We start from the raw sequence: 23,946 nt of genomic DNA on the forward strand, positions 1-23,946 counted from the left end.
GTCGTGTGACTTTTTGTGCCGTGATGCTGAAATGGTGGCAGCTTTTTTCCATGAAACTACATCGATATCCGCCTGACTAACCCTCATTGGCCTCATTGCGCTATAAACTATGCACACATTTTTTTAGTAGTTAGGAGCATCAGCACATGCAACTGGGGATTATCGGACTAGGCCGCATGGGCGGGAATATTGCACGGCGCCTGATGCTCAATGGGCATACCACCGTTGTTTACGACCGTAACGAAGCCTTTGTGAAAGGCCTGAGCGAAGAGGGCGCCACCGGCGTTGCCGACCTCAAGGCCCTGGTGGCTGGGCTGCAAAAGCCGCGCACCGTATGGGTGATGCTGCCAGCCGGCGCACCGACCGAAGACACCATCAATGAATTGAGCACGCTGCTGGAAGACGGTGACGCCATCATCGACGGCGGTAACACCAACTATAAGGACGACGTTCGCCGCGCCAAGTCCCTGGCGGAAAAAGGCCTGCACTATGTTGACGTCGGCACCTCCGGCGGCGTCTGGGGCCTGGAACGTGGCTACTGCATGATGATCGGTGGCGACGCCGAGACCGTGCAGCGCCTCGATCCGATCTTCAAGAGCCTCGCCCCAGGCCTGGGCAATATCCCGCGCACCAAGGACCGTTCAGACAGCGCTGACCCGCGCGCCGAGCAAGGCTACATCCACGCAGGCCCTGCGGGCTCCGGGCACTTCGTCAAGATGATCCACAACGGCATCGAGTACGGGATGATGCAGGCGTTTGCCGAAGGTTTTGACATCCTCAAGACCAAGAACTCGGAAAACCTGCCCGAAGACCAACGCTTCGACCTGAATGTGGCCGATATCGCTGAAGTCTGGCGCCGTGGCAGCGTGGTCTCGTCCTGGCTGTTGGACCTGACCGCCGACGCCCTGGCCACTGACCCGAAACTCGACGGTTACTCCGGCTCCGTGGCCGACAGTGGCGAAGGCCGCTGGACCATCGAAGCCGCCATGGAACAAGCCGTGCCGGTGCCGGTACTGTCCACTTCGCTGTTCGCACGCTTCCGTTCGCGTCAGCAGAGCACTTACGGTGACAAAATGCTGTCTGCCATGCGCTTCGGCTTTGGTGGCCACGTGGAGACTTCCAAAAAATGACCGCCAACGGCAAGAAACCCAAGGCCGAACCTGCTCCGCCCACCACACTGTTTCTGTTTGGTGCCCACGGTGATCTTGTCAAGCGCCTGCTCATGCCGGCGCTGTACAACCTCAGCCGTGATGGGCTGCTTGGCGACGGCTTGCGCATTGTCGGCGTTGATCACAACGCCATCAGCGACGCCGACTTCGCCAAGAAACTCGAAGACTTCATTCGCACCGAAGCGGCGAGCAAGGTCAGGGGTAATGGCGAAGACGCCTTGGACCCTGGGTTGTGGGCGCAACTGGCCAAAGGCATCAGCTACGTCGAGGGAGATTTCCTCGACGACAGCACCTACGCCGACATCGGCAAGAAGATCGCTGACAGCGGCACGGGCAACGCGGTGTTCTACCTGGCCACCGCACCGCGCTTCTTCAGTGACGTGGTGCAGCGCCTGGGCAGTGCCGGCCTGCTGACGGAAACTGACGACAGCTTCCGTCGCGTGGTGATCGAGAAGCCCTTCGGCTCCGACCTGGCCACCGCCGAAGCACTGAACGCCAGCCTGCTCAAGGTGATGAGCGAGAAGCAGATCTATCGCATCGACCATTACCTGGGCAAGGAAACGGTGCAGAACATCCTGATCAGCCGTTTCTCCAACGTGCTGTTCGAAGCGTTCTGGAACAACCATTACATTGACCACGTGCAAATCACCGCCGCTGAAACCGTCGGTGTGGAAACCCGTGGCAACTTCTTCGAGAAGACCGGCACCCTGCGCGACATGGTGCCCAACCACCTGTTCCAGTTGCTGGCGATGGTTGCCATGGAACCGCCCGCGGCCTTTGGCGCCGACGCCGTGCGCGGTGAAAAAGCCAAGGTGATCGGCGCTGTGCGCCCCTGGTCCCTTGAGGATGCACGGGCCAACTCGGTACGCGGTCAGTACACCGCCGGTGAAATCGGCGGCAAGCCACTGCCGGGCTATCGCGAAGAAGCCAACGTGGCGCCTGACAGCAGCACCGAGACGTTCGTCGCCCTCAAGGTGATGATCGACAACTGGCGCTGGGTCGGCGTACCGTTTTACCTGCGTACCGGCAAGCGCATGAGTGTGCGTGACACCGAAATCGTCATCTGCTTCAAGCCTGCTCCGTATGCGCAATTCCGCGATACAGAAGTGGATGAGCTCAAGCCCACCTACCTGAAAATCCAGATCCAACCCAATGAAGGCATGTGGTTCGACCTGTTGGCGAAAAAGCCTGGGCCGACCCTGGAAATGGCCAACATCCAGTTGGGCTTTGACTACAAGGACTTCTTCGAGATGCAGCCGTCGACCGGGTACGAAACCCTGATCTACGACTGCATGACCGGCGACCAGACCTTGTTCCAGCGCGCGGACAACATCGAGAACGGTTGGCGAGCCGTGCAGCCATTCCTCGATGCGTGGAAGGAAGATGACGGGATCCAGGCCTACAAGGCCGGTGAAGACGGACCGGCTGCGGCCGATGCGTTGCTCGCCCGTGATGGTCGCACCTGGCATAGCCTCGGATGAGTGACGCCGCGATCCATCCCATCCGTTTTATCTTGAGTGACGTGGACGGCACCTTGCTGCATCCCGATCACAGCCTCAGCCAACGCACCGCCGATGCGGTGCGAGCCTTGCGTGACAGCGGGGTGTTTTTCAGCCTGGCCAGCGGGCGCCCGCCCAAGGCGATGCTGCACCTGATCGAAACCTTCGGCATTGATGTGCCCGTGGCTGGTTTTAACGGTGGCACGCTGATCAACCCGGATGGCAGCATCCTGGTTGCCCATCATCTGCCGGCAGAAGCGGCGCTGGTGACCCTGGCGCTGTTCTCGGCGGAGCCGGATGTGGAAGTCTGGGTGTTTGCCGATGGCGACTGGCTGCGCCGCGACCCGCCAGGGCCGATGGTGCAGCGCGAGGCCGATGGCCTGGGCTACGGGCCGATTGTGGTAGAGAGTTTTGAGCCCTACCTGGACCGCGTGGATAAAATCGTCGCGGCCAGCAACAACACGCAATTGCTGGTGGAGCTGGAGGCGCGGTTGCAGCCCAAGGTGCAGGGGCTGGCTCAGGTGTCGCGTTCACAGCCGGTGTACCTGGATGTGACGGCGATGCTGGCCAACAAGGGCGAGGCCTTGAAAACGCTGGCTGCACACCTTGGCGTCCCGATGGAACAGACGGCAGCTATAGGTGATGGCGGCAATGATCCGGCAATGTTTCACGTGGCCGGCTTGTCGATTGCCATGGGCCAGGCTGAAGAAACCGTCAAGCGCCAGGCCAGCGTTGTAACCGGTAGTAATATCGAGGACGGGGCCGCAGAGGCCATTGAACGGTTTATTCTGGCCGCTCAATAAGCGTCACACGCTCTAACACCGAACTTGCGCTTATCTAAACCGATAAGCGCAAGTTGCCGTGCTGGATTACTTCGGCATTGCCCAGGATTGCAACTGGTAGCCACTTTTATCGAGTTCGGCGCGGGCCTGCAACAGCAGGTCTTCCAGTTGTGCCGGGTCGGTATAAGCGCTCGAAGACAGTTGTTTGCTGCCGATACGGTTGTTGGTGCGGTCGATGACGCTCAGGCTCAGGGCGCCATTGCCGTCATGCCAGGCCACGCACTGAAAGGGCTGGAAGGCACGGTCTGCGATCAAAAGAGCTTCGTTGATGCGGAGCGGGGCGTTCATGTGGGGTTCTCTCTCATTGCCCATTCAAGTGAGTGCCGGCGGTTGGGCTGACCGTGCGGCGGGTTACTTGTACTGATGCACGATGGCGGGGTACGGGTCACATGTTAGAGCAACTATTTTCAACTTTTAGTGATTAACGTCATGTAAGCGGCTGTTTTGAAAGCTGAATGAAAGTTTCGGTGTGGCCTGAAGTTTTTGCCCAGATACGCGCAAGTAGCTTTTTGCCGGGACTTATAGCGAATCGGTACAAGGCAGGCGTCAAGACCTTGCTAGTGTTAGCGCCAGGCGTCACAAACCGTTGTTTCTAAATAACTTTAACAATTTTGACGCCAAGGAATAGTCATGGTTGTTACACCTGTGCAGCGTCGCTTGCTCGTGGTCGACCCCTGTGACGACTGCCATGGGCTATTGCCCGGTTTGCGCACCGCCGGGTGGGAGGTGGACAGCTGCACGTTGGAGGGCGTCGGCGACCGGTCCTGCGATGTCGGCCTGCTGCGGCTGCAGCCCTATCACCTGGAGCGTCCGGAAGCTGTCAAGGAGCTGATCGGCCGCAGCGGCACCGAGTGGATCGCCGTACTCAGTCAAGACGTGTTGCGCCTGCAGAACGTCGGCGACTTCGTCTGTGAATGGTTCTTCGATTTCCATACCTTGCCGTTTGATGTCGCTCGCGTGCAGGTCACCCTTGGCCGTGCGTTCGGCATGGCACGCCTGCGGGGCAAGGGCCACACGCCGGTGGACGAGCCTGAGCATGAACTACTTGGAGGCAGCCGACCCATCCGCGAACTGCGCAAGCTGCTCTCCAAACTGGCGCCCACCGAATCCCCGGTATTGATCCGTGGCGACAGCGGCACAGGCAAAGAACTGGTGGCCAAGACCCTGCATCGCCAATCCCAGCGCCACGCCAAGCCGTTTGTGGCGATCAACTGCGGGGCGATTCCTGAACACTTGATCCAATCCGAGTTGTTCGGTCATGAGAAGGGCGCGTTTACCGGCGCCCACCAGCGCAAGGTCGGGCGTATCGAAGCGGCCAACGGCGGTACCCTGTTTCTCGATGAGATCGGCGATCTACCGATGGAGCTGCAAGCCAACCTGCTGCGTTTTCTCCAGGAAAAACAGATTGAGCGCGTCGGCGGCAGTCAGCCGATTCCCGTTGATGTGCGGGTATTGGCCGCGACTCACGTCGACCTGGAAGCCGCCGTGGAGAAGGGCACCTTCCGCGAAGATTTGTATTACCGCCTCAATGTCCTGCAAGTGGTTACTGCCCCCTTGCGTGATCGTCACGGCGACGTGGCGATGCTGGCCAATCATTTTTCACGCTTCTACAGCCAGGAAACCGGCCGCCGCCCGCGCAGTTTCAGTGACGATGCGCTGGTGGCGATGGGCGAACATGCCTGGCCAGGCAACGTGCGCGAGCTGGCCAACCGCGTCCGCCGCGGCCTGGTACTGGCCGAAGGGCGCCAGATAGAAGCCGTTGATCTGGGATTACAGGGCCAACAGGCAATTTCGCCGCCTATGGCTACACTGGAAGACTACAAGCACCGCGCCGAACGTCAGGCGCTGTGCGACGTGCTCAACCGGCACAGCGACAACCTGAGTGTGGCAGCCCGTGTACTGGGGGTTTCCCGACCCACGTTCTACCGGTTGCTGCACAAACACCAGATCCGCTAGGGCGGGTAAACCGAAAAGCCCCGCAACGACCCTTATCGTTGCGGGGCTTTTCCTTGTGTGGTTGTAGTGAGCGGGCTTGCCCCGCGCTGGGTGGCGAAGCCGCCCTAAACTCAGGCTCCTCGGTCTAACAGAAGTATGGAGGCGTTGTTATCGGGGATGCTTCGCCTCCTGGCGCGGGCGGTGCGACGATTCGATAAGCCCGCTCACTATAATCAGAAGTAATACGGGAATTTCAGGCTAAACGTAAAGTCCGGCGCATCATCCGTCATCCCGATCGCCAGGTTCGGCACGATCGTGAGGTTATCCGACGCCGCAATCGTCATGCCCACGTTGAAGTAACCGGCATTGGCATCACTGGAGACCACCGACTGCCAATCCCCGCCATTGGGCTTGAGCTTGCTTTTACGCTGGATCAGGTCGGACACCGAGAACGACATACTCATCTTCTCGTTGAGTGCAAACGCAACACCGACGCCCAGTTGGAAGCTGTCGCCCAGGCTGACCTTGCCGCCGACCTTTTGGTTGACGTCACTGCTGATGTCATCGAACGATTCTTCGAAGTTGTGGGTGTAGGAGAACGAGCCAAACAGCACGGCCGGATCGAACGTCTTGACCAGCGAGATTCCCGGCGTGATCGACCAGACACCGTTACCGGTCGGCAGGTTTTCCGGCACATACAGGTTGTCGTTGGCGGTTGAGCGTACCAACTTGATGCCGAACGGTTCCTTACCGGTAGGCGCCTTGACGCGCAGCGACACCACCGCATCCGGCAGGGTGGGGGTTTCATCCAGGAATTTGTACGCCACACCGAAGTTGACGTCGCCGATGGTCGGGTCGCGGCTGACCGACTCTTCCGAGGTGGCATTGGCATTGTTGCCCGCACCGCCGGACTGGTAAGTCGATTCGCGGTACACCACCGGCACGTTTACATCGAACTGCCAGCGGTTATCGAGGTTGTAGCGACCGGTCAGGTCCAGCGTCCAGTTGTCCGCCTTGATCCTGTCCAGGTTGATATTACCGAGGAAGATCGAGTCCAGTGCCAGGAAACCGTTGAGCGTGAGCTGGCGTGCATCGTAGCGCGCGTAGGTAATACCGGTTTCAAAGCTGAACTTGCCGTTGCCGAAGAAGCCGCTGGCTTCGTTGTAGAGGTTGCTCACGCTTTGCGCGGGCGCCGAATCGTCCTTGAGCGACTGCCCATAAGAACTGCCACCGCCACCCGCCCCGCCGGATGCGGCCGCAGCGCCCGTGCCTGCCACGGTCGCGCCGCCGCTGGCTTTCTGAAAGTCTGCCGGGGATTTGGCCAAGCGTTTGGGCGCGGGCGTCGCGGGTTGGTCCTCCACTTGGCGAACCCGTTGCTCCAATACCGCCAAGGCTTTTTGCTGCACTTCGTACCGCTGCTTGAGTTCCAGAAGCTCCTGTTTGAGGGTCTCGATATCGGCATCTGGCGCGGCATACAGAACGGATGCGGGCAAGAGCGTACTTAAACAGACCACCGCACGTAGCGATAACGATCGATGCATGAAATAAGCCGTCCTTTTCTAATGCGTAAGTGTCGAGGGTCAGCGTAGTTCAATAACCGAGAGTGCGTAGGCCTTTGAGTTGGTCCAGGTTGCAATTCAATGCCGGGTTGTTCAGGCCGTTATTCATCACCACATTGAGTTGGGTCATGTTGGAGACGAAGTTTCTATCGCCGGTCAATACGGTGCCTTGCAGCACCTGGCCGCCGCCAATTTGCTGAAGACTATTGCCTTGGTTGTGGTTGCCCTGGATCGCCATCTGCAAGCCGCCATTGTTGGCCGACACACTCACGCGACCTGCTGCGCTGTCACCCGTGACGGTGCCGCCGGCGACCAGCACCTGGCCGGATTGCACGACATTGGATGGGGCGAAGCCGTTCTCGGTGACGTTGATCCCGACATTGTTGTACGCGGTGTTGCCGTCGCCGGCTGCGCGCACGCTTTGGGTCACGCCAGTGCCTGTGCCCAGGCCGGCGCCTCCGCTGACGTTACCGGTGCCCGCGTTCGGATTGGTGCCCGTACCGGTAGAACCGGTGGTCTGTACGTAGAATTGTGGCGTGATGGTGGAGGAGTCGACTTGCATGCTGGCCTTGCCAGTAATGGTGTCGCCCACGGCATTGGTCCAGGTGCTGCTCATGACTATACCGAAGCTGATAATCCGCCCCGGCATCACATAACGACCGCGCAGCTCGGCCATTTCCGAGTCCTTGAGTTCGATCGGTTTGAACCCCGACGAAGCATAAGCGGGCATTGAGGCTGCCAGACACAAGACCGTCAGCCAACGGGAAGTGTTCATCTTCTGCTCCTGGAGCGTCCTGCCCCTTATTGCGCTTCTTAGAAGAAGTCGCTCTGGATGAAACCGAAGTCCATCAGCTCGGCATCGCCTACGGGCCTGAACTCATTCAACTGGTTCTTGGCGGTCAGTGGCGTGGGCGGGTCGAGCAAGGCGTTGGCCTTGTCGTAACCTTCACCCAGCACGGCGAATACAATGCCATTCCAACCTTTGACGAAGTCATCGTGTGAATAGCGCTTGTGGCCCAGCACCGGGTCGCCGATGTAGACCCAGTCCTTGTCCGCGCGCTGCAACACCACGAAGTGCTTGTAGCCACGAATCTCCAGCAGTACCACCACAGGGATCTTCACGGTCGCCAGGGTATCTGGCCCGATCTTGTAGCCCCGGGCACGCATGCCGATGCTTTCGAGGTAGCGCTTCATGTCCAGCATGGAGAAACCCTGGGTCCGTACCAGGTCCTGGTCTGCGTTGACCAGCATGCCTTTGATGATGTGGTCTTCGTCTACGTCGAGCCAATAGCCCTGGCGCAGGATGGTGGCGAGTGCCGCAGCACCGCAGCTGAAATCGGTTTTCTGTTCCACCAGGTTGGCGAACTTGCGTTCACGGATACTCTCGACCTTCTTGTAGATGACTACACCGCCAGGCATGGCGGAGATCGCCATGGTGCCTGCCCAGGTCGGGCCGGTAAGCAGCATCAAGAGGGTGAGGGTCGCGAGGCGCATGATCGAATGACCTGATGGACACTGGAATAAAAAAGGGCCTTGTTGCCAAGGCCCCGTTGGATCAGAAGCGCACGCCGCTGCTGCAGACGCTGCAACCTTGGCCTACAGAGAAGCTGTTGCTGGCTTGGTTGCCGGCACCGGATTGCAGATTCACACCTACGTTGCCGGAGTTACGGTTGATCGAGTTGTCGAGGCTGGAGTTGTTCGACACATACTGAGGTTTGCCATGATGGCCATACCCGGAAGCGGCGGTGTTGAGGTAGTTGTTGGCGAGCGAGTTTTGCTCGGTGTTGGCGGCCGCTGCGATGTTTTTGCCATCAGCGGTGGTGATTGCCAGGTTGTTTTTGCCTTGGTTGCCTTGACCGGCCTGGCCGTTGTAGCCCACGTTGCCGGAGTTACCGTTGATGCCGTTATCCACGGAGGCGTTGTTTTGAGTGCCTTTGTTGACGAAGTTGTTCAGCCCGCTGTTTTGGTTCACATCGACTACAGCGAACACAGTGGCGAAGTCGCCTTTGGCGCTGGAGATGGCGCCAGAGTTGTCGGCTTGGTTGCCACTGCCTGATTGAACGTTAACGCCGACGTTACCGCTGTTGCTGTTCACGGAATTATCGTTGGACGCGTTGTTTTCGGTCTTGGTGTCGTCGAATTTGTTGCCCGCGCTGTTTTGTACATCGGTAACCACGGAGGCAACCACACCAGTTGGTTGAGGCGCAGGGTGCCAGCCACCTGCTTGAGCAGCAGCAGCCATGAGTGCGGCGAGAGCGAAAACCATTGGTTTCAGAGCCATTTGAGGTTTCATGGTGTTTCTCCTTGCTTCTAATTAGTTGGTTAAGTGTTGGTACTGTCTAACTCGTGCTACCAAGCCGTTACTTGATAGTGATGCCCAGGGTGTTAGCCACTCGGTTCCCCACCCCAGCACTCTGGTTCACCTGAATCACTCCTCGGCTGCCGGTGAAGGCCTGGTCGCTTGTCACGACCTGGCGGCTGCCAGTGGTGGGGGTGAGCCCTGAGTCGGTTGCCAGCGTCGTCGTGTTCTGTTGCAACAGGACGCTGTCGTCGATGCTTTGCGGGCCAGGGTTGACGCTGATCCGCACCGCATTGACTAATTGGTTATTGGCCCCGGCAGACTGGTTGATGCCCAACATGCCGTTGCCATTGCTGAAAGAAGTGCCCTCGATCGCCGCCTTGGCGTTCAGGGACGGGTCCACCTTGCCGTCCATTCTCTGGATATTGCTGGTGGTCGCCTGACCACCCAGCGCGACGGCGCGGTTGTTGGCGGTTTGCTGCTGGTTGCCTGCGGCCTGGTTGATCATCAGGTTGCCGCGGTAGTCTTTACCGCTGTTATTGATCACGGCGGTGTTGTCGGCCATGGCCGAAGCGCTGGTGAGCAGGGCCAGAAGGAACAGGGAGCGGTTCATTGTTTGCCCCCCATCATGCTGCCGATGTTATTCAGGGGCGCCAGGCCACGCTGGATCGAATCGCTGATCTGCCCCCCCATGCTGCCACTGCCCCCGGAGCGGCTGGCGGCTGCGCCGGCGCCCAAGGTGGACATGCTGTTTTGGGTGGCACTCAAGCCGGAGAGGTTGCCGTTGGGCTGGATGGCGCGGGTGATGCTCAAGCCGCTGCTGACGGCGCCGAAGTCTCGGTCACTCAGTTCGCCCGAAAGGGCGCCCAGGATGTCCCGGCTTGGATTGGCATTGGCGGTCTGGGGGTAAGGATCTGGACCAAAGGAAGACCGACCGTACATATGCCCCTGTACGTCGCGCCCGGTGACGATCACGCCGTCACCCGCATGGCTCGGAACCACGATGCTGGCGCTGAGTACACAGCTGATCAGCAGTACGTTCATCGAACCTTGAGTGAGTGTATTCACGGCGGCATTCCTTATTCTTCGCGCTGACCCTAAACAGCGCTGTAAGGGATAGAGCAGAAGCCGTGCCGCTTTTTATTTTGTTTGGTTATTCAAGGAGTTGAAGACGTCGATGGGCGAAGTGATAGCAGCGCTGTTTCAGGAATGAAACAACGCCCCAGCCATTCGCAGCTACCCAGCCACTGCGCAAACGCTTCACTCGGTTGTATCAGCGCTGTAACACCGCCCATGACAAAACGATGAATCCGCTGTGCACGGGCGCTTCAGGGCAAGGGCGTGTTAAAAAAACGGACACTTCAGGCATGACAAAGCCCGCAACTGTGGGCAGAAGCTCAGCCTTTAGGCGTTTTACGCGGGATGGCGTTGAGTACGGGGTTGCCATCCTGATTCTGGGTCAGGTAGACCGGCAAAACCTTGGGCAGGGAGGCAATGAGGTGGTTGACCTCACTGATGTTGTAGATGCCACCGATGCGGATCGCCCCGGTGTTGGCGTCGGCCAGCATCACCGGTTTGGTGAGGTAGCGGTTGATCAGCGGCAACGCATCGGCCAGCGCCAGGTTGTCGAGGATCAGCTTGCCCTGGCGCCAGGCCAGGGCGGTGTCATTCGGGCTGATCGTCCGCACGCGGGGCGTGGCATCACCCTGTTGGTAACTGGCCTGCATGCCGGGCGTCAGCGGCACGCTGCCGTGGACCTGGTCGCTGGCAATCTGCACTGAGCCTTCCAGCAACATCACCCGTACCTGGTCTTCGTATTTCCAGACGTTGAACTGGGTGCCCGTCACCCGAACCTGGCCTGCGCCAGCGTGCACGATAAAGGGATGGGCACTGTCATGGCTGACTTTGAAAAACGCTTCGCCCTTTTTCAGCGTGACCCGACGCTGGTCCTTGTAGTTGCTGTAGACCAACTCGGTGCCCAGGTTGAGTTCCACCTGGCTGCCATCACCCAGGGTGACCAGGCGCAAACCGTTGGCAGCCTCGAAGCGCTCGTAGGAACTGGGCAGCCAACCGGCTTCCCACCCCGTAAAGGCTGCCAGGGGCAGGGCGACCAGGCAGATCGCCGCGGCCACGGCGTAGGTGCGCAAGCGGTTGCGCGGTTTGAGCGGCACCACCACCGGCGTGGGTTCGTGGCGGGGGAGGTGGTCGGCAACGTCCCATATCTCCAGCATCGCCGCGTATTCAAAGGCATGCAGCGGGTGGGAGTCGTGCCACTGTTCAAAAGCCTGACGCTCGCTCGTCGTGCAATCGCCCGCGTGCAGGCGCATGCACCAATGCGCGGCGGCGTCGGTGATGGCGTCATATTCGGCTTCTGAAAGGGACTTTTCGCTCATTAACTCATCCTGATTTCGCACATTCTAACCTCCTGGGGGAGGTGGCGAGAACAGCCATCATGGCGATTGCACATCAATTGGAACTTATTCTCGTTTGGAAATACCTAAAAGATTCAGGACATTCCCACAATGGAGAACGAAAATGTTGAAGAAAACCTTAATCGCCCTGTGTGCAACTTCCGCACTGCTCAGTGCCGGTGCCGCCCTGGCCGATAAACCGGGGGCAGGCTGGATCACCATCGAGAAGGCGATTGAAGTCGCCAAGACCAAGGCCGGTTATGTCGAGGTGTATGCCGCCGAGGCTGATGACAACGGCTATTGGGAAGTCAAAGGGCGCAAGTCCGACGGCACGGTGTATGAAGCGCGTATCGATGGTGCGTCGGGCAACATCCTGCGCGACCAGAAAGACTGATACCCCCTCGGGGGCCTGTTCAGGCCCCCGGATCCAACTGCCTTCCCAGGTGCGTAATCAGAAGGGTCACCGAGTCTGCATTACCCAGGATGATGTCTATTCGGCGGTCTACGTCGCTCATGAAGATTTGCCGGGCAGCGTCCAGTGTCTTGGTGCCGGTCAGATGCAATATCTTGTCGCGTACCTTGGTCGATCCCCTCTGGCCAAAGTCCTCCCAGTGCCCCGCCACGTTGTCGCAGGTTCTAAACAGCATTCTTGTAGGTGTGAGTACGGACAGCGCGGTGCTTTGCAGATTGGACAGCGCCGTGTGCATGCGCAGGCCATCCGTACTGCCACGACGAATCAGGTCATGAAAGGGCCGCATGGAATCCAGGTAGGCGAAGTCTTCAGTCCTCGCCCCCAAGTGGCTCAACTCATGAATCAGGGTGGCCGCACGCGCGTGGTCATCAAGGTCGAACGGTGCGTTAAGGTGGTTTTCATAGACATCCATGCCCGTTATGAAGAAGGGGGTCAGCAAATAGATTTTTCGCTGTGCATCCTCAGGGATTACAAAAGCGACCGAGTCATCTTCGGGCCAACGAGCTGTCCCATAGACGAATCGTTCAGAGTCCAGCGCGAGCAGGTCTTGCTGGGTCAGCGCCTCCATAATTTGCGTGACTCGATCTCGTATTCTTGCGACTTGGCTCGGGTTTAAAGTGACGACGCCGAACATCTCACCGAGGAAGCGACCGACTCTTGAGTTGGGGTCGCGTTGCTGTGCAAATAACGTCAAGTTGCGCTGACATGTATTGGTGTAATACAGCGCGACGTTGAGCGCTCTGTCGATGGCGAGCCCCATCTCCCAGCTCAGCCCGCGAATGGCTGGCAGACCTGCTGCTTCAATATTGATGGAATCGCGCTCTGTTCTGCGGGTGACCACCAAACCTCTAAAACGCGACAGAGTTGGCCCGAAGCGGGGCTCCCGCTCGGACAGGTCCAGTACCCATTGTCCCTGTGCGTTGCGTTCGACAAACGGGCCCAGCTCCCTGGCAACGCTTATGCGCCACCCCGCACCGCTTCTTGCTACGGGGTAAACGCGACCTGCTACAGCGACATAATTGCGGTTATTGATCGGTTGGGTATACACGTGGCTGCGTGAGTCCAATTGCAGGTCGGTCAGCGCCACTGTCACATCCTCGAACCGCCGTAGTTGTGTGCGCACCGGGTGGGTCATGTCCAACGTGTCCACCGTGGTGGCTGGCACGGGGCCTTGCGGGGCGGGGGCGCCGGGCGATACAGGTACGGTGTCCGAGGGGAGCAACGCGTCGAGCTCCTTGCGCAGCGAGGCCAGGGTCGCCAAGCCCTGGATAAATTTGCGCAGGCCTGTGCCGAAGTGCTGCTCTTGCAAGTCTTCGGCGCTGGCCTCGAAGAGCTTGAAGCTACGCCATACCACCAAGGGGAATTTGAGTTTGCCCCCAATAAATTGCAGTGCCATGGGAATGCCTTTGCGCAGCAGGCTGGTAATGCCATCCCACGGGTGTTTGCCCCCCTCCTCGAACTGGCAGGAAAGCATGTCGAGCAACTGCTCGGTGTTGTCGTGGAACAGCTGGCGCAGGAGGTTACCCAGGATGGGGTTCGAGGCGAGTTTGACTGGCTCTGGTTGTTTGTCCCCCCTGATTCGTCGGTTGTTTGAAGCGATTTCGAAACGTCGCCTGATCGGGGTCGCCTAACTGACGAATGATCCACTCCTGCAGCGGACCAGCGGCGTTGATGTCGTCGAGCAGTTTTTCCTCGGTGCCGTACTCCTTTAAGACGCTGATGGGGGCATAAGGCGCATAGAGCACCAGCGGGCCTGTCGCGTTGGCTTTTGGGCCGATCACATAAACACCGCGCACCTTCGCCGGTGTCGCCCCGGGGGTGGCAATCAGTTCCATGGGGCGGATCATCGCCGTGGCGCCGATAACGGCATCCCGGGCAACGGCGTCCGGCATGTCGAAAATTTGCTGGATAAACCCCCAGGACGATGGGCTCAGACGCTCTTCTAGGTATTCCTCATGGGCATGGCGCAGCACTTGCCAGGGCAGTTGATGGCAGAATAGTTTGCGGCGCTGGCGGGCGATGTCGGTGTCGGCGGTGAGGTGGGTCGTGAGCAGGTCGCGGTAGGTTTTGCCGATGTCCAGTTGACGCACCAGTTGCACAATCGCATTGCCATCCAGTGAAGCAGGCAGGGCCTCGGTGGCGCGTGCTTTAGGGGTGAGATTGTCGGGTTGCAGATCGGGCAAATGGCGCTGGGCAAAATCGACCAGGCTTTGGGTATGCCCGTTGAGCACCACCCGTGCGGGGATCAGGATGTTTTCCGGGTCCAGCGCATCGTCGGGGAAACGTGCCTGGAGCAAGGCGCGCAAGCGTTCGGCGACGTGTTCACCCAAGGTCGGCAGGCTGTGCAGGTAATCCTGATTGTCGGGGGCACTTAAGCGATATTGCTCAAGCAACTCGGCATGCAGCAACTGATCCGCGGCCGACGCCATGCCCAGCCAGGCGGGCAGGCCCTGTTGCCGAACCATAGCGGTCGCAATGGCTTTGGCCCTGCCGATATTGGATGGCGCCATCCTGCCCATTTCATCGTCCAGGCGGTCCTGAAGTTGTTTGGGCCCCAGCGACATGGCAAGCCAGTAATCGAGGGAGTCGAGATGGTGAGCGAGGTGGCTCTGTTGGCGGTTGTGTAGAAAATGTTCGTCGATACGCTGTAGTGGCCCCAGGAGATATTCTTGATGAGGCTGGCGAAAGCTGATGGACAGGTTCATCAGCAGTGCGGTGCGACGAGTGGAATTTTTCAGGCGCTGTTCGAGTGCCTTGCGCAGGGTAATCAGCGAAGTGAAAGGCTCATAGCCGTATTGGGGCGTCCACAACACCACCTTGCCTGAAAGATGAGGGTCGAGGCCACCGCGTTCGGTCAGCACAAAGCAGTTGGCCAGTGGATGAAGTTCTTTGCCTTCGTTGAGAGTCACCGTCAACGAGAAGGCGTCCGGTAAAAAGCCTTGCAACCCATGGCGCTTGTCGCGCGTCATGCTGTCAGGGCGCAACACTGTATCCAAGATCGCGTAATGATCCGGGCTCAACGTGTGATTAAGCAGGCGCAACTCGGCCTCGCTGCGCAGTCCGTGCATCAGGGCCTTGATCATCTCGTCGCCGTTATTTTTCAGGAACCGCTTGGGCAGTGTACGGACATCGCACTCCACGAAAGAGGCCGCGACTTGCTTGATTACGGCATTGAACACGTGGCTATTGATGCTATTCCAGCTCATGGCGGCGCCACCTTCGCGGGTGCCGTAAAAGCCGATGCGAGGCGTGCTGCCTATATCCCCAGCAGCATTTGCCAGGTATTGGATGAAATGCTCCAGCATGTTCACCGATGACGACGGCAGGCGTTCTTCTCTGTCCTGTGCTTCGCTGGGGTAGGTATTGATGTAGACATTGCTGGCATCCAGGTCCAGGTAGCGCTTTTTCATTTCCTCGTTCAGGGCTTTTGTCGCAAGGCTGCGCAAGGTGGGGTGCTTGGCGCGTTGTTTGAGCAGCGCGTCTTCATCCGCTTTCAGCGCCTGCAATTGCAGTTTGGCGCGCTCTGCCTGCACCGTAGACGGTCGGCCATTGCCGCTGCTGACCGGGTGCAGGCTCCAACGCCCTTGGGTATCCAGCTCCAGCAGGCGGCTGTCGAGCATATGGCGTATGTCCAGGGAACAGTCGAGCAAGGCAGTCAGGTTCACCGCGCCATCACTGCGGCGGAACAGCGTGAGTGCGTGCTCCAGGTTACTCATTTGCTTGTCGTAAATTCCCCTGACCATCTCCTCGAACACATGGCCCTGCACCGGCTGGCCGCTGACCTGTACGCCGCGCATGGCGAGGTACGCGCTGCGCTCCTCCAGGGACAGAAAGTTGAGCAGTTCGTCCTGGTGCCCGGCGGCCTTGAGCATGCTCAACAGGGTGTCGTTGAGATCATCGACGTCCTTGAGCACTTGCAACCCGCGGGACTGGGTGTACAGGTAGGCGTGTTCGTCACTCATCAGCAGGGTAGCGGCGAGCTCCACATAGTGCTGGTAGGGCGCGTAGATGTTGACCTTCTCGATATGCAAGGTACTGCGCCAGGCGCTACGGGCTGCGCGGGCGGGTAGTAAGACCGCGAGCAGGTCGCGTGCTTCTCCTGAAGAAAGGGCGTTGCTTTCACTCTGGCGCTTGAACAGCAGGTCCACACGGAACTTGTCGCTCATCACTTGCGCGAAGAACTCCATGCGGGACTGTTCCGGGTGAGACTTCTCGTTATCCATGGGGGCGTACCACCATGCTTCCAACAAAAAGCCCAGGATCTTGGTGAGGATTGCAGCGCCATGCTGCACCAGACTTTCCCAGCGTTCCTCGTCTTGCTTGCGTTGGATTGGGGTAAAACTGCGAGTGTCATACTTGGGGTTGACGAAGGTGCGTCTGCGGTCAATTGGCCATGCTGACTTGGCATAATACTGCAGCAGGGTTTCAGCCAAGGTGGCTGAGCCCACCCAGCGAGGTAGGTCGTTTGTGCTGTCATCCGCTGACGCCATGAAACTGTCGACCCGCGTGTCTTTCAGCGTCAGGCCTTCAAGCTGCGAGATTCCTGCGCCAATAGTTTCGAGCACCGCTTCGAGCCATTCGGGCAACTTGGGCAGGGTGCGCAGCGCTTCATGCATGCGTTGCAGATCTTGCGCCTGATTGGCCATGATGGTTTTTTGCTGATCCTGAAACACCCAATGCTCAACCGTGGCGGTGGTGAGGGTAAACGTGCTCTTCGGGGTGAACGCATTGCGCTGTTTTATGGGTAAAAATCTAATTAAATCAATATATAAAAACGGATTTTTCAAGCGTTGTATTAACTCAGAAAGGCAGGCGCCCCGATGGTCGAATACCTCGATACCGCCATACGGGGTGTACAGCACGGCCTTTTTCTCATCAGGGGTGGGGCTCATCATGAACGCGCCGGCGAGTGCAATCGAAGACATGCCTGGCGTTTCCAATATCAGCGTTTCTACGGTCATCGGTTCATCGCGGTCATGGCGCCCGCTATGGTTGGCGATGTAAACCGTGCCGAGCCAGTTGACGTCCTTGAGCGTCAAACCCAATGCTCGCTCGCGGTCGGTGGGTTGCTTACGGGTGATTGGACGCAGGTACTCATCAAAAAAATACGGCGGCGTTACATGGGTCATGGCTGGCTCTCTATCTGGGTGGGGCGCGCGATCAGTGGTGAGCAGCACGTTAAGGTGCGACGGCGCGATGTCGGCGGTAGATAACTGCCGCAAGAGCCCCCCGCGCAAAGTCGATTGACAGCAGGCCGCGGGCGCGTTGTTTAATCACAGGCTTGAGTTACCCGTCTTGTCGCCCCTTCCAATCATAATTCGGAGCTTCAGATGTCTACGCCGTCCAAGGTCGTTGAAGGTTCCAGTGTCTCCCTAGGCTTCAGTGCGCTGGTGGCGTTGCTGCAGCAGGTGTTCGAACGCCATGGCACTTCACCTGAAGTGGCCGCGATCCTCGCCAGCAACTGCGCCAGCGCCGAGCGCGATGGCGCCCACAGCCATGGCATTTTTCGTATTCCTGGTTATATCAGCACCCTGGCCAGTGGCTGGGTGAATGGCCGCGCGGCGCCTCAGGTCACGGATGTGGCGAGTGGGTTTGTGCGGGTGGATGCCGGCAACGGCTTCGCCCAGCCGGCCCTGGAGGCTGCCAGGCCTTTACTGGTGGAAAAAGCCCGCAGTGCCGGAATTGCCTTGCTGGCCATTCACAATTCCCATCACTTTGCGGCCCTGTGGCCGGATGTCGAACCTTTCGCCGAGCAAGGCTTGGTGGCGCTGAGCGTGGTCAACAGCATGACCTGCGTGGTGCCCCACGGCGCTGACCGTCCGTTGTTTGGCACCAACCCCATTGCCTTCGCCGCGCCGCGCGCCGATGGCTTGCCGATTGTGTTCGACCTGGCCACCAGTGCCATCGCCCATGGCGATGTGCAGATTGCCGCGCGTAAAGGCGAGCGTTTGCCGCCGGGCATGGGTGTCGACGGGCTGGGCCAGCCGACCCAGGACCCCAAGGCCATCCTTGAAGGCGGCGCGCTGTTGCCGTTTGGCGGGCACAAGGGCTCCGCGCTGTCGATGATGGTCGAACTGCTGGCCGCGGCGTTGACCGGTGGCAACTTCTCGTTTGAGTTCAACTGGTCCGATCACCCTGGCGCACGCACGCCGTGGACCGGCCAACTGTTGATCGTGATCGACCCCAGCAAGACCGCCGGGCAAAGCTTTGCCGAGCGCAGCCAGGAACTGGTGCGACAGATGCATGCGGCGGGGCTGCGGCGCTTGCCGGGGGATCGGCGGCACCGTACGCGGGCTAAGTCAGAGCAGGAAGGGATCTTGCTGGACGCGCAGGAGTTGCAAAACCTGCGCGCCTTGGCGGCGGGCTGAAAAGGGCTGCGCCATTGGCGCAGCCCTGTTGACTCAGTTACGACGGCCCAACAGCAGGCCGACCACCAGGCCAAAGCCTGCGGAGATGGCAACGGTCTGCCACGGGTGACCACCGATGTAGGTTTCGGTGGCATCCACCACCGGTTTGCTGCGCTCGCGCACGTTGGACACCGAGTCCAGGGCCTGTTTGAGCTTGATGGCGACCTGTTCGCGCAGGGTCTCACCTTCTTCGCCTACCAGAGATGCGCTGCTTTTAAGCAGTTTGTCTGATTCTTCGATCAACGCCGTCAGTTCACTGAAGGCTTGATCCTTGATTTGATCTTCGACGGCTTGGGCGGCAGATTTGCGGGCCATTGTGTGACTCCTTGCAGGTGAATGTGACAGTGAACAATGGAGTGTCGGGCGACGGCAAAAGTTGCAGTTTTTTTGCCGTTGCCCGGTCTTGAGCAAAATCCGAATCAGGAAATTTCGACCTACAGTGTAAGATGTCGCCTATTTGTGCAGCAGGTAAATCAACATGAGCTTCAATCTCGCCAACAAGACCCTCGCCGAACGCGCCGAGCTGGAAGATGAAAAGTCCCGGCTCTACGACCTGTGGCAAACCAACCTGGGCAAGGCCAAGGGCGAGGCAGCACGTCTGTTCGGTGAACGCGCCAAGCGCAAAGGCAAGTGGGCCGAGTGGGTGCGTGCGGAGCTGGACGGCATGTCGCCGCCGGAGTTTTCCAACATGGTGCGCAGCGAAGTCAACAAGTTGATGGCCGCCGCTAAGTAACGCTCGCGACAATCGCTTCACGCACTTTCAGCAGCAGCGGATCGAGCTGCGCCTGGGTGCGCCAGCCCAATTCCACCGGGTAACGCGGTAGCGCCAGTGGGCAAGCCAGTACCCGCAAGCCGGTCATCGCGCCGATGGCCTCGGCGGCGTGACCGGGAATGGTCGCCACCGCCTGGCTGCCCTTGAGCAGAAAAGGCAGCGCAGCAAAGTGGCTGGTGGACGCACACACCTGGCGGCTCAGCCCTTGCGCCGCCAAACCCTCGTCAGTGATCCCGATAAACCCGCCGGACGACACCAGCACATGCTCGCGTGCGACGAACTCGTCCAGGCTGATGCTGGCCTGGTCCGAATCCATGAGGCAACGGTAGTCGCCTTCTCCCAGCACGTGGCGGCTCAGTCGGCCGTGGGCAAAACCACCGGCTGTGATTGCCAGGTCCAGGCTGCGGTCGAGCAGGGCGCCTGCGACGATCTGGCTGTGGGTCTGACGGAAGATCACCCGCAGCTTCGGTGCCCGTCGTGCAATTTCTTCGATGAGACGCCGCCCGTAGGCAATCTCGAAATCATCCGACAGCCCCAGCACTACGGAGCGCCCCTGATAGTGCTGATTGTTCGGGTCGACCATGGCCAGGCTCTGCCGGCAGCGATCCAGTGCTTCACTGATCAGCGGTTTCAACTGGTTGGCCCGCAAGGTCGGCGCCAGGCCACGTCCGGTGCGCACGAACAATTGATCGCCATACACCTCGCGCAAGCGCCGCAAGCCTGCGCTGATGGCCGATTGCGTCACGCCCAGGCGCAAGGCCGCGCGGCTGGCGCTGGACTCGTCATGCAGGGCTTCAAAGGTTTTCAGCAGGTTGAGATCGACCTGGGCGATATTGATTTGGCTCATATCATTCAGCACTGAAGTGGGCTTTATTCATGATCGAGGCTGGCGGGAGAATGGGCAACCCCTGACTTCGGAGTAATCCTGATGCCTGTTTCTACTGTGGCGGCGTTGCAAATCGGTTCCTCGCCTGGCGGCAAGGCTGAAACCCTGGCGCACATTCTCGGCTATGAAGACGAAATCACCCGTAGCGCTGCGCAACTGGTGGTCATGCCGGAGGCGTTGCTCGGTGGCTATCCAAAGGGCGAAGGGTTCGGCACGCAACTGGGTTACCGCCTGCCGGAAGGGCGTGAAGCCTTTGCCCGCTATTTTGCCAATGCCATCGATGTACCGGGGGCTGAAACGCAGGCGCTGGCCGGGCTGTCGGCACGCACCGGCGCCAGCCTGGTTCTGGGTGTGATCGAGCGCAGCGGTAGCACGCTGTATTGCACGGTCCTTTATTTCGAGCCTGCGGGCGGGCTGGTGGCCAAGCACCGCAAATTAATGCCCACCGGTACCGAACGGCTGATCTGGGGCAAGGGCGACGGCTCGACCCTGCCGGTGATCGATACGGCTGTGGGACGTGTCGGCGGCGCGGTGTGCTGGGAAAACATGATGCCGTTGCTGCGCACGGCGATGTACGCCAAGAGCGTGGAGGTGTGGTGCGCGCCGACGGTGGACGAGCGTGAGATGTGGCAGGTGAGCATGCGCCATGTGGCCCATGAAGGGCGTTGCTTTGTGGTGAGTGCGTGCCAGGTGCAGGCGTCGCCCGAGGCGCTGGGCGTGGAGGTGGCCAATTGGCCGGCGCAAAGGCCGTTGATTGCCGGTGGCAGTGTGATTGTCGGGCCGATGGGCGATGTATTGGCCGGGCCGTTGGTGGGCGAGGCGGGGTTGTTGACCGCACAGATCGATACCGATGAGCTGGTGCGGGCGCGGTATGACTATGACGTGGTGGGGCACTATGCCCGGCCGGATGTATTTGAATTGGTCGTAGACGAACGCGAAAAGCCCGGAGTCCGCTTCATCACTGACTGAAACAGGGATTAAAAATGTGGGAGCTGGCTTGTCGGGCCGCCGCATCGCTGCGATAGCGGAGCATCAGCCTCGGATGTGCAAGCTGACACACTGCTATCGCAGGCAAGCCAGCCCCCACATTGGTTTTTCATCGGCTGGGGGATTTGGATTTCAGCCACTCTGCACGTGTCATTTCCCAAATGTCCCGTGGGAAGGTGCCTTCAACAAACTCGCCTTCATCCGTCCTGATCAACCGCATCCCCTCACGCTCGGAAATCCGCCGCGACCCCAGATTGGGCGCCGCCTTGGGCACCCGTAACAACGGCCGCTCCAGCACGCCAAACCAATAGTCGGTCACCGCTGCGCTGGCCTCGTTCATCAACCCTTGCCCCTGCCACTGCGGGCCAAGCCAGAATCCTCGGTTGTTATCCATTTCATCCATCAAGCTGACATTGCCAATCAACTGCTCCGGCGCGCTTTTCAGGCGGATCGACCAGTGCCATTCCTCGCCCCGCGCCATGGCCGGCAGCGCGACGTGTTGCAAGTAGTCGCGGGCGCCGTCGGCCGGGTAGGGCCAGGGCACCAGGGCGTTGAGGTAACGCACCACATCCCAATGGGGGAACTGCTGCTGGATGCCCTCGGCGTCATCCAGGGTCAGTGGGCGCAGGATCAGGCGTTCGGTGAACAAGGTGGGTTGCATGGCAGTTACCAGGTGGCGGTGTTCGGCAAGTCGAGGGTGCCACGGTCTACGAAGCGCATGGTGCCAAACAGCCCACCCGCCAATTTGCCGCGCAACACGTAGGGCAGGTTGTTCAAACTCTGGGTCTGGCTCAGGCCCAGGGTCTGACGCAACACGGAAAATGCCGAAACGCTGACGGGAACCATCAGGACAGTCTCGGAAAAGCGAGGGATGCTCCCGGCCTGATCACTCACTCCCGACGCCAGCGGCCGGCCGTTGACCTCCAGGTCCAGGGCCACGCCGTTGTAGTCGATCGCCGTTTCATTGGGATTTTGCACCCGCAGTTTCACGGCGAAGCGCACTTCCAGGTCCTGGCTTTGCAGGGGCTCGATGCCCACCACGTTGATGTTTACCGGGTCGCGGTTGGGGAACAGCGCGCAGGCGCTCAGGGTCAGCAGCAGTAACGATAGAACCATGAGCTTGCGCATAAAAAGTGTCCCTTATTTCGTGACGTCCGGGTCCTGCATCACTTTGAGGGTCGAGGACTCCGGATCAAATTCATCTTCTTCCAGCTCTATGAACTCTTCCGGCAGGAAAATGTTCAGCAGGATTGCACAGAAAGCCCCCACAGTGATCGGCGACTCGAAGATGTTGTGCAGCGCCTTGGGCAGGTCGCGCAGTACTTCCGGCACGGCAGCTACGCCTAGGCCCATGCCCAGGGAGATCGCCACGATCAGCACGTTGCGGCGGTGCAGTCCGGCTTCGGCAAGGATCTTGATACCCGCCACGGCCACGGTGCCGAACATGATCAGCGTCGCGCCGCCCAGTACCGGCTTGGGCATCAGTTGCAACACCGCGCCGATCATCGGGAACAGCCCCAGCAACACCAGCAGGCCGGCGATGAAGTACGCCACATAGCGGCTGGCCACGCCGGTCAACTGGATCACGCCGTTGTTCTGGGCAAAGGTCACCATCGGCAGGCTGTTGAAAGTGGCCGCCATTGCCGAGTTGAGGCCGTCGGCGAGCAGGCCCGACTTGATGCGCTTGATATACAGCGGGCCCTTGACCGGCTGCTGGGAAATCATCGAGTTGGCGGTCAGGTCACCGGCCGCTTCCAACGGCGAAATCAGGAAGATCACCGCCACCGGGATAAACGCCACCCAGTCGAACGAAAACCCATATTTGAACGGCACCGGCACACTGATCAAGGGCACCTGGGGCAATGCGGCCATGTCCACGCGACCCATCAGCCAGGCCACCACGAAACCCAGGGTCAGGCCGATGACGATGGAGCCCAAGCGCAGGAACGGATTGCTGAAGCGGTTGAGCACCACGATGGTCAGCAGCACCAAGGCCGCGAGGCCCATGTTGGCGGCCGCGCCGAGGTCCTGGGCGCCATAGCCACCGGCCATGTCGGTGACCGCCACCTTGATCAGCGACAAGCCCATCAGGGTAATGATGGTGCCGGTGACCACCGGGGTGATCAGCATGCGCAGCTTGCCGATGAACTGGCTCAGCACCACCTCGATAAACGCGGCGAAAAAGCAGATACCGAAGATCGTCGAGAGAATCTCATCAGTACCGCCGCCCCGGGCCTTGACCATGAAACCCGCGCTGAGAATCACGCTGATAAAGGAAAAGCTGGTGCCCTGCAGGCACAACAGCCCTGACCCTATCGGGCCGAACTTGCGCGCCTGCACAAAGGTGCCCAGCCCCGACACAAACAGCGCCATGCTCACCAGATACGGCACTTCGCTTTCCAGGCCCAGCACGCCGCCGACGATCAGCGTGGGCGTGATGATCCCGACAAAACTCGCCAGCACATGCTGCAACGCGGCAAAAATCGCGGCGGTGAAGTGCGGGCGGTCTTCCAGGCCGTAGATCAGGTCGGATTTATAGCGCGGGCGGGGGGCTTGAGCGTCAGACAAAATACGGGCTCGGGTCAGAAAATGGAGGCGCAGGATGCCAGAAACTGCCGGTCGTCAGAAGTGTAAAAAAATATTTATGACGGGCCTGTGGGAAACCCCAGGGCCTGCCGATATCGAGGATAGGCCCACATACCAACGAC

23 protein-coding genes are annotated in these 23,946 nt (G+C 59.7%); 8 read left to right on the top strand and 15 right to left on the bottom strand.

Translation table 11 applies throughout. The annotated features are described in order from the left end of the window. Window positions 1-146 precede the first annotated feature (146 nt). Genes gnd through HX823_RS13555 form a run of 3 tightly spaced genes read left to right on the top strand, consistent with a single transcriptional unit; the run spans window position 147 to window position 3,471 of the window. Complete coding sequence (gene gnd / locus HX823_RS13545) at window positions 147-1,130, top strand: phosphogluconate dehydrogenase (NAD(+)-dependent, decarboxylating) (RefSeq protein WP_038845296.1); 984 nt, start codon at window positions 147-149, stop codon at window positions 1,128-1,130. After that, the gene (gene zwf, locus HX823_RS13550) at window positions 1,127-2,650 is read left to right on the top strand and encodes a glucose-6-phosphate dehydrogenase (protein ID WP_038845297.1); all 1,524 of its coding nucleotides are present in this window, start codon (window positions 1,127-1,129) and stop codon (window positions 2,648-2,650) included. Before gnd ends, zwf begins: the two co-directional genes overlap by 4 nt. Continuing rightward, complete coding sequence (locus tag HX823_RS13555) at window positions 2,647-3,471, top strand: Cof-type HAD-IIB family hydrolase (RefSeq protein ID WP_038845300.1); 825 nt, start codon at window positions 2,647-2,649, stop codon at window positions 3,469-3,471. The genes zwf and HX823_RS13555 overlap by 4 nt, the downstream gene beginning before the upstream one ends. Before the next feature lie 66 nt (window positions 3,472-3,537). Here HX823_RS13555 and HX823_RS13560 read toward each other — a convergent pair whose 3' ends face one another. After that, window positions 3,538-3,798 (bottom strand): hypothetical protein, encoded by a 261-nt coding sequence (locus tag HX823_RS13560; protein WP_033897462.1) that lies wholly within the window; start codon window positions 3,796-3,798, stop codon window positions 3,538-3,540. A 342-nt stretch (window positions 3,799-4,140) separates the two neighbouring features. Between HX823_RS13560 and HX823_RS13565 the strand changes: the two genes are divergently transcribed. After that, complete coding sequence (locus tag HX823_RS13565) at window positions 4,141-5,466, top strand: sigma-54 dependent transcriptional regulator (RefSeq protein WP_177075167.1); 1,326 nt, start codon at window positions 4,141-4,143, stop codon at window positions 5,464-5,466. 212 nt (window positions 5,467-5,678) lie between these two features. On the opposite strand, the gene HX823_RS13570 is transcribed toward HX823_RS13565, so the two are convergent. The 7 genes from HX823_RS13570 to HX823_RS13600 form a co-directional block, all read right to left on the bottom strand. Beyond that, window positions 5,679-6,986, bottom strand: a complete 1,308-nt coding sequence (locus tag HX823_RS13570) for a transporter (protein WP_038845303.1) — start codon at window positions 6,984-6,986, stop codon at window positions 5,679-5,681. A gap of 49 nt (window positions 6,987-7,035) precedes the next feature. After that, entirely contained in the window at window positions 7,036-7,779 is a 744-nt protein-coding gene (locus tag HX823_RS13575; RefSeq protein ID WP_177075168.1) for a hypothetical protein, read from the bottom strand. A 38-nt stretch (window positions 7,780-7,817) separates the two neighbouring features. After that, window positions 7,818-8,498 carry a C39 family peptidase gene (locus tag HX823_RS13580; RefSeq protein ID WP_177075169.1) on the bottom strand — a complete coding sequence of 227 codons (681 nt, stop codon included), beginning with the start codon at window positions 8,496-8,498 and terminating at the stop codon, window positions 7,818-7,820. A gap of 61 nt (window positions 8,499-8,559) precedes the next feature. Then, complete coding sequence (locus HX823_RS13585) at window positions 8,560-9,297, bottom strand: hypothetical protein (protein ID WP_177075170.1); 738 nt, start codon at window positions 9,295-9,297, stop codon at window positions 8,560-8,562. A gap of 67 nt (window positions 9,298-9,364) precedes the next feature. After that, entirely contained in the window at window positions 9,365-9,916 is a 552-nt protein-coding gene (locus HX823_RS13590; protein WP_177075171.1) for an adhesin, read from the bottom strand. Next, on the bottom strand, window positions 9,913-10,371 hold the full coding sequence (locus HX823_RS13595; RefSeq protein WP_177075172.1) for a hypothetical protein: 459 nt from the start codon (window positions 10,369-10,371) through the stop codon (window positions 9,913-9,915). The genes HX823_RS13590 and HX823_RS13595 overlap by 4 nt, the downstream gene beginning before the upstream one ends. 329 nt (window positions 10,372-10,700) lie before the next feature. After that, window positions 10,701-11,696: a FecR family protein gene (locus tag HX823_RS13600; RefSeq protein ID WP_177075173.1), complete on the bottom strand. Its 996-nt coding sequence runs from the start codon at window positions 11,694-11,696 to the stop codon at window positions 10,701-10,703. A gap of 142 nt (window positions 11,697-11,838) precedes the next feature. On the opposite strand from HX823_RS13600, the gene HX823_RS13605 reads away from it, so the two are divergent. After that, window positions 11,839-12,108, top strand: a complete 270-nt coding sequence (locus tag HX823_RS13605) for a PepSY domain-containing protein (RefSeq protein WP_033900369.1) — start codon at window positions 11,839-11,841, stop codon at window positions 12,106-12,108. Between the two features lie 19 nt (window positions 12,109-12,127). Here HX823_RS13605 and HX823_RS31980 read toward each other — a convergent pair whose 3' ends face one another. Then, the gene (locus tag HX823_RS31980; RefSeq protein WP_256350116.1) at window positions 12,128-13,660 is read right to left on the bottom strand and encodes a DUF6543 domain-containing protein; all 1,533 of its coding nucleotides are present in this window, start codon (window positions 13,658-13,660) and stop codon (window positions 12,128-12,130) included. A 46-nt stretch (window positions 13,661-13,706) separates the two neighbouring features. Continuing rightward, complete coding sequence (locus tag HX823_RS13610; RefSeq protein WP_256350117.1) at window positions 13,707-17,315, bottom strand: dermonecrotic toxin domain-containing protein; 3,609 nt, start codon at window positions 17,313-17,315, stop codon at window positions 13,707-13,709. A 201-nt stretch (window positions 17,316-17,516) separates the two neighbouring features. Between HX823_RS13610 and HX823_RS13615 the strand changes: the two genes are divergently transcribed. Further along, entirely contained in the window at window positions 17,517-18,554 is a 1,038-nt protein-coding gene (locus HX823_RS13615; protein WP_177075174.1) for an Ldh family oxidoreductase, read from the top strand. Between the two features lie 33 nt (window positions 18,555-18,587). On the opposite strand, the gene HX823_RS13620 is transcribed toward HX823_RS13615, so the two are convergent. After that, entirely contained in the window at window positions 18,588-18,908 is a 321-nt protein-coding gene (locus tag HX823_RS13620) for a YqjD family protein (RefSeq protein ID WP_003217958.1), read from the bottom strand. A 163-nt stretch (window positions 18,909-19,071) separates the two neighbouring features. Between HX823_RS13620 and HX823_RS13625 the strand changes: the two genes are divergently transcribed. After that, the gene (locus tag HX823_RS13625; protein ID WP_003190904.1) at window positions 19,072-19,326 is read left to right on the top strand and encodes a hypothetical protein; all 255 of its coding nucleotides are present in this window, start codon (window positions 19,072-19,074) and stop codon (window positions 19,324-19,326) included. On the opposite strand, the gene HX823_RS13630 is transcribed toward HX823_RS13625, so the two are convergent. Next, window positions 19,319-20,212: a LysR family transcriptional regulator gene (locus tag HX823_RS13630; RefSeq protein ID WP_177075175.1), complete on the bottom strand. Its 894-nt coding sequence runs from the start codon at window positions 20,210-20,212 to the stop codon at window positions 19,319-19,321. The two genes, HX823_RS13625 and HX823_RS13630, sit on opposite strands and share 8 nt — an antisense overlap. Window positions 20,213-20,293: 81 nt before the next feature. Between HX823_RS13630 and HX823_RS13635 the strand changes: the two genes are divergently transcribed. Then, a complete protein-coding gene (locus tag HX823_RS13635; protein ID WP_177075176.1) occupies window positions 20,294-21,220 on the top strand; it encodes a carbon-nitrogen hydrolase family protein in 927 nt (308 codons plus the stop codon). 127 nt (window positions 21,221-21,347) lie between these two features. Here HX823_RS13635 and HX823_RS13640 read toward each other — a convergent pair whose 3' ends face one another. Genes HX823_RS13640 through HX823_RS13650 form a run of 3 tightly spaced genes read right to left on the bottom strand, consistent with a single transcriptional unit; the run spans window position 21,348 to window position 23,806 of the window. Next, window positions 21,348-21,899 carry a GNAT family N-acetyltransferase gene (locus HX823_RS13640; protein WP_177075177.1) on the bottom strand — a complete coding sequence of 184 codons (552 nt, stop codon included), beginning with the start codon at window positions 21,897-21,899 and terminating at the stop codon, window positions 21,348-21,350. A gap of 5 nt (window positions 21,900-21,904) precedes the next feature. Beyond that, window positions 21,905-22,366 (bottom strand): LEA type 2 family protein, encoded by a 462-nt coding sequence (locus tag HX823_RS13645; RefSeq protein WP_177075178.1) that lies wholly within the window; start codon window positions 22,364-22,366, stop codon window positions 21,905-21,907. Between the two features lie 12 nt (window positions 22,367-22,378). Then, window positions 22,379-23,806: a nucleobase:cation symporter-2 family protein gene (locus HX823_RS13650; protein WP_038845326.1), complete on the bottom strand. Its 1,428-nt coding sequence runs from the start codon at window positions 23,804-23,806 to the stop codon at window positions 22,379-22,381. Between the last annotated feature and the right edge of the window lie 140 nt (window positions 23,807-23,946).

Origin of the sequence: Pseudomonas sp. P7759 (genome assembly GCF_013386445.1) — a bacterium.
GTDB classification, from domain to species: Bacteria; Pseudomonadota; Gammaproteobacteria; order Pseudomonadales; family Pseudomonadaceae; genus Aquipseudomonas; species Aquipseudomonas azotoformans_A.

Bases quoted from the DNA above. Each gene is read 5' to 3' on its own strand.
- gnd (WP_038845296.1), top strand. From the start codon at position 147: ATGCAACTGGGGATTATCGGACTAGGCCGCATGGGCGGGAATATTGCA.
- zwf (WP_038845297.1), top strand. From the start codon at position 1,127: ATGACCGCCAACGGCAAGAAACCCAAGGCCGAACCTGCTCCGCCCACC.
- HX823_RS13555 (WP_038845300.1), top strand. From the start codon at position 2,647: ATGAGTGACGCCGCGATCCATCCCATCCGTTTTATCTTGAGTGACGTG.
- HX823_RS13560 (WP_033897462.1), bottom strand. From the start codon at position 3,798: ATGAACGCCCCGCTCCGCATCAACGAAGCTCTTTTGATCGCAGACCGT.
- HX823_RS13565 (WP_177075167.1), top strand. From the start codon at position 4,141: ATGGTTGTTACACCTGTGCAGCGTCGCTTGCTCGTGGTCGACCCCTGT.
- HX823_RS13570 (WP_038845303.1), bottom strand. From the start codon at position 6,986: ATGCATCGATCGTTATCGCTACGTGCGGTGGTCTGTTTAAGTACGCTC.
- HX823_RS13575 (WP_177075168.1), bottom strand. From the start codon at position 7,779: ATGAACACTTCCCGTTGGCTGACGGTCTTGTGTCTGGCAGCCTCAATG.
- HX823_RS13580 (WP_177075169.1), bottom strand. From the start codon at position 8,498: ATGCGCCTCGCGACCCTCACCCTCTTGATGCTGCTTACCGGCCCGACC.
- HX823_RS13585 (WP_177075170.1), bottom strand. From the start codon at position 9,297: ATGAAACCTCAAATGGCTCTGAAACCAATGGTTTTCGCTCTCGCCGCA.
- HX823_RS13590 (WP_177075171.1), bottom strand. From the start codon at position 9,916: ATGAACCGCTCCCTGTTCCTTCTGGCCCTGCTCACCAGCGCTTCGGCC.
- HX823_RS13600 (WP_177075173.1), bottom strand. From the start codon at position 11,696: ATGAGCGAAAAGTCCCTTTCAGAAGCCGAATATGACGCCATCACCGAC.
- HX823_RS13605 (WP_033900369.1), top strand. From the start codon at position 11,839: ATGTTGAAGAAAACCTTAATCGCCCTGTGTGCAACTTCCGCACTGCTC.
- HX823_RS31980 (WP_256350116.1), bottom strand. From the start codon at position 13,660: ATGCTTTCCTGCCAGTTCGAGGAGGGGGGCAAACACCCGTGGGATGGC.
- HX823_RS13610 (WP_256350117.1), bottom strand. From the start codon at position 17,315: ATGACCCATGTAACGCCGCCGTATTTTTTTGATGAGTACCTGCGTCCA.
- HX823_RS13615 (WP_177075174.1), top strand. From the start codon at position 17,517: ATGTCTACGCCGTCCAAGGTCGTTGAAGGTTCCAGTGTCTCCCTAGGC.
- HX823_RS13620 (WP_003217958.1), bottom strand. From the start codon at position 18,908: ATGGCCCGCAAATCTGCCGCCCAAGCCGTCGAAGATCAAATCAAGGAT.
- HX823_RS13625 (WP_003190904.1), top strand. From the start codon at position 19,072: ATGAGCTTCAATCTCGCCAACAAGACCCTCGCCGAACGCGCCGAGCTG.
- HX823_RS13630 (WP_177075175.1), bottom strand. From the start codon at position 20,212: ATGAGCCAAATCAATATCGCCCAGGTCGATCTCAACCTGCTGAAAACC.
- HX823_RS13635 (WP_177075176.1), top strand. From the start codon at position 20,294: ATGCCTGTTTCTACTGTGGCGGCGTTGCAAATCGGTTCCTCGCCTGGC.
- HX823_RS13640 (WP_177075177.1), bottom strand. From the start codon at position 21,899: ATGCAACCCACCTTGTTCACCGAACGCCTGATCCTGCGCCCACTGACC.
- HX823_RS13645 (WP_177075178.1), bottom strand. From the start codon at position 22,366: ATGCGCAAGCTCATGGTTCTATCGTTACTGCTGCTGACCCTGAGCGCC.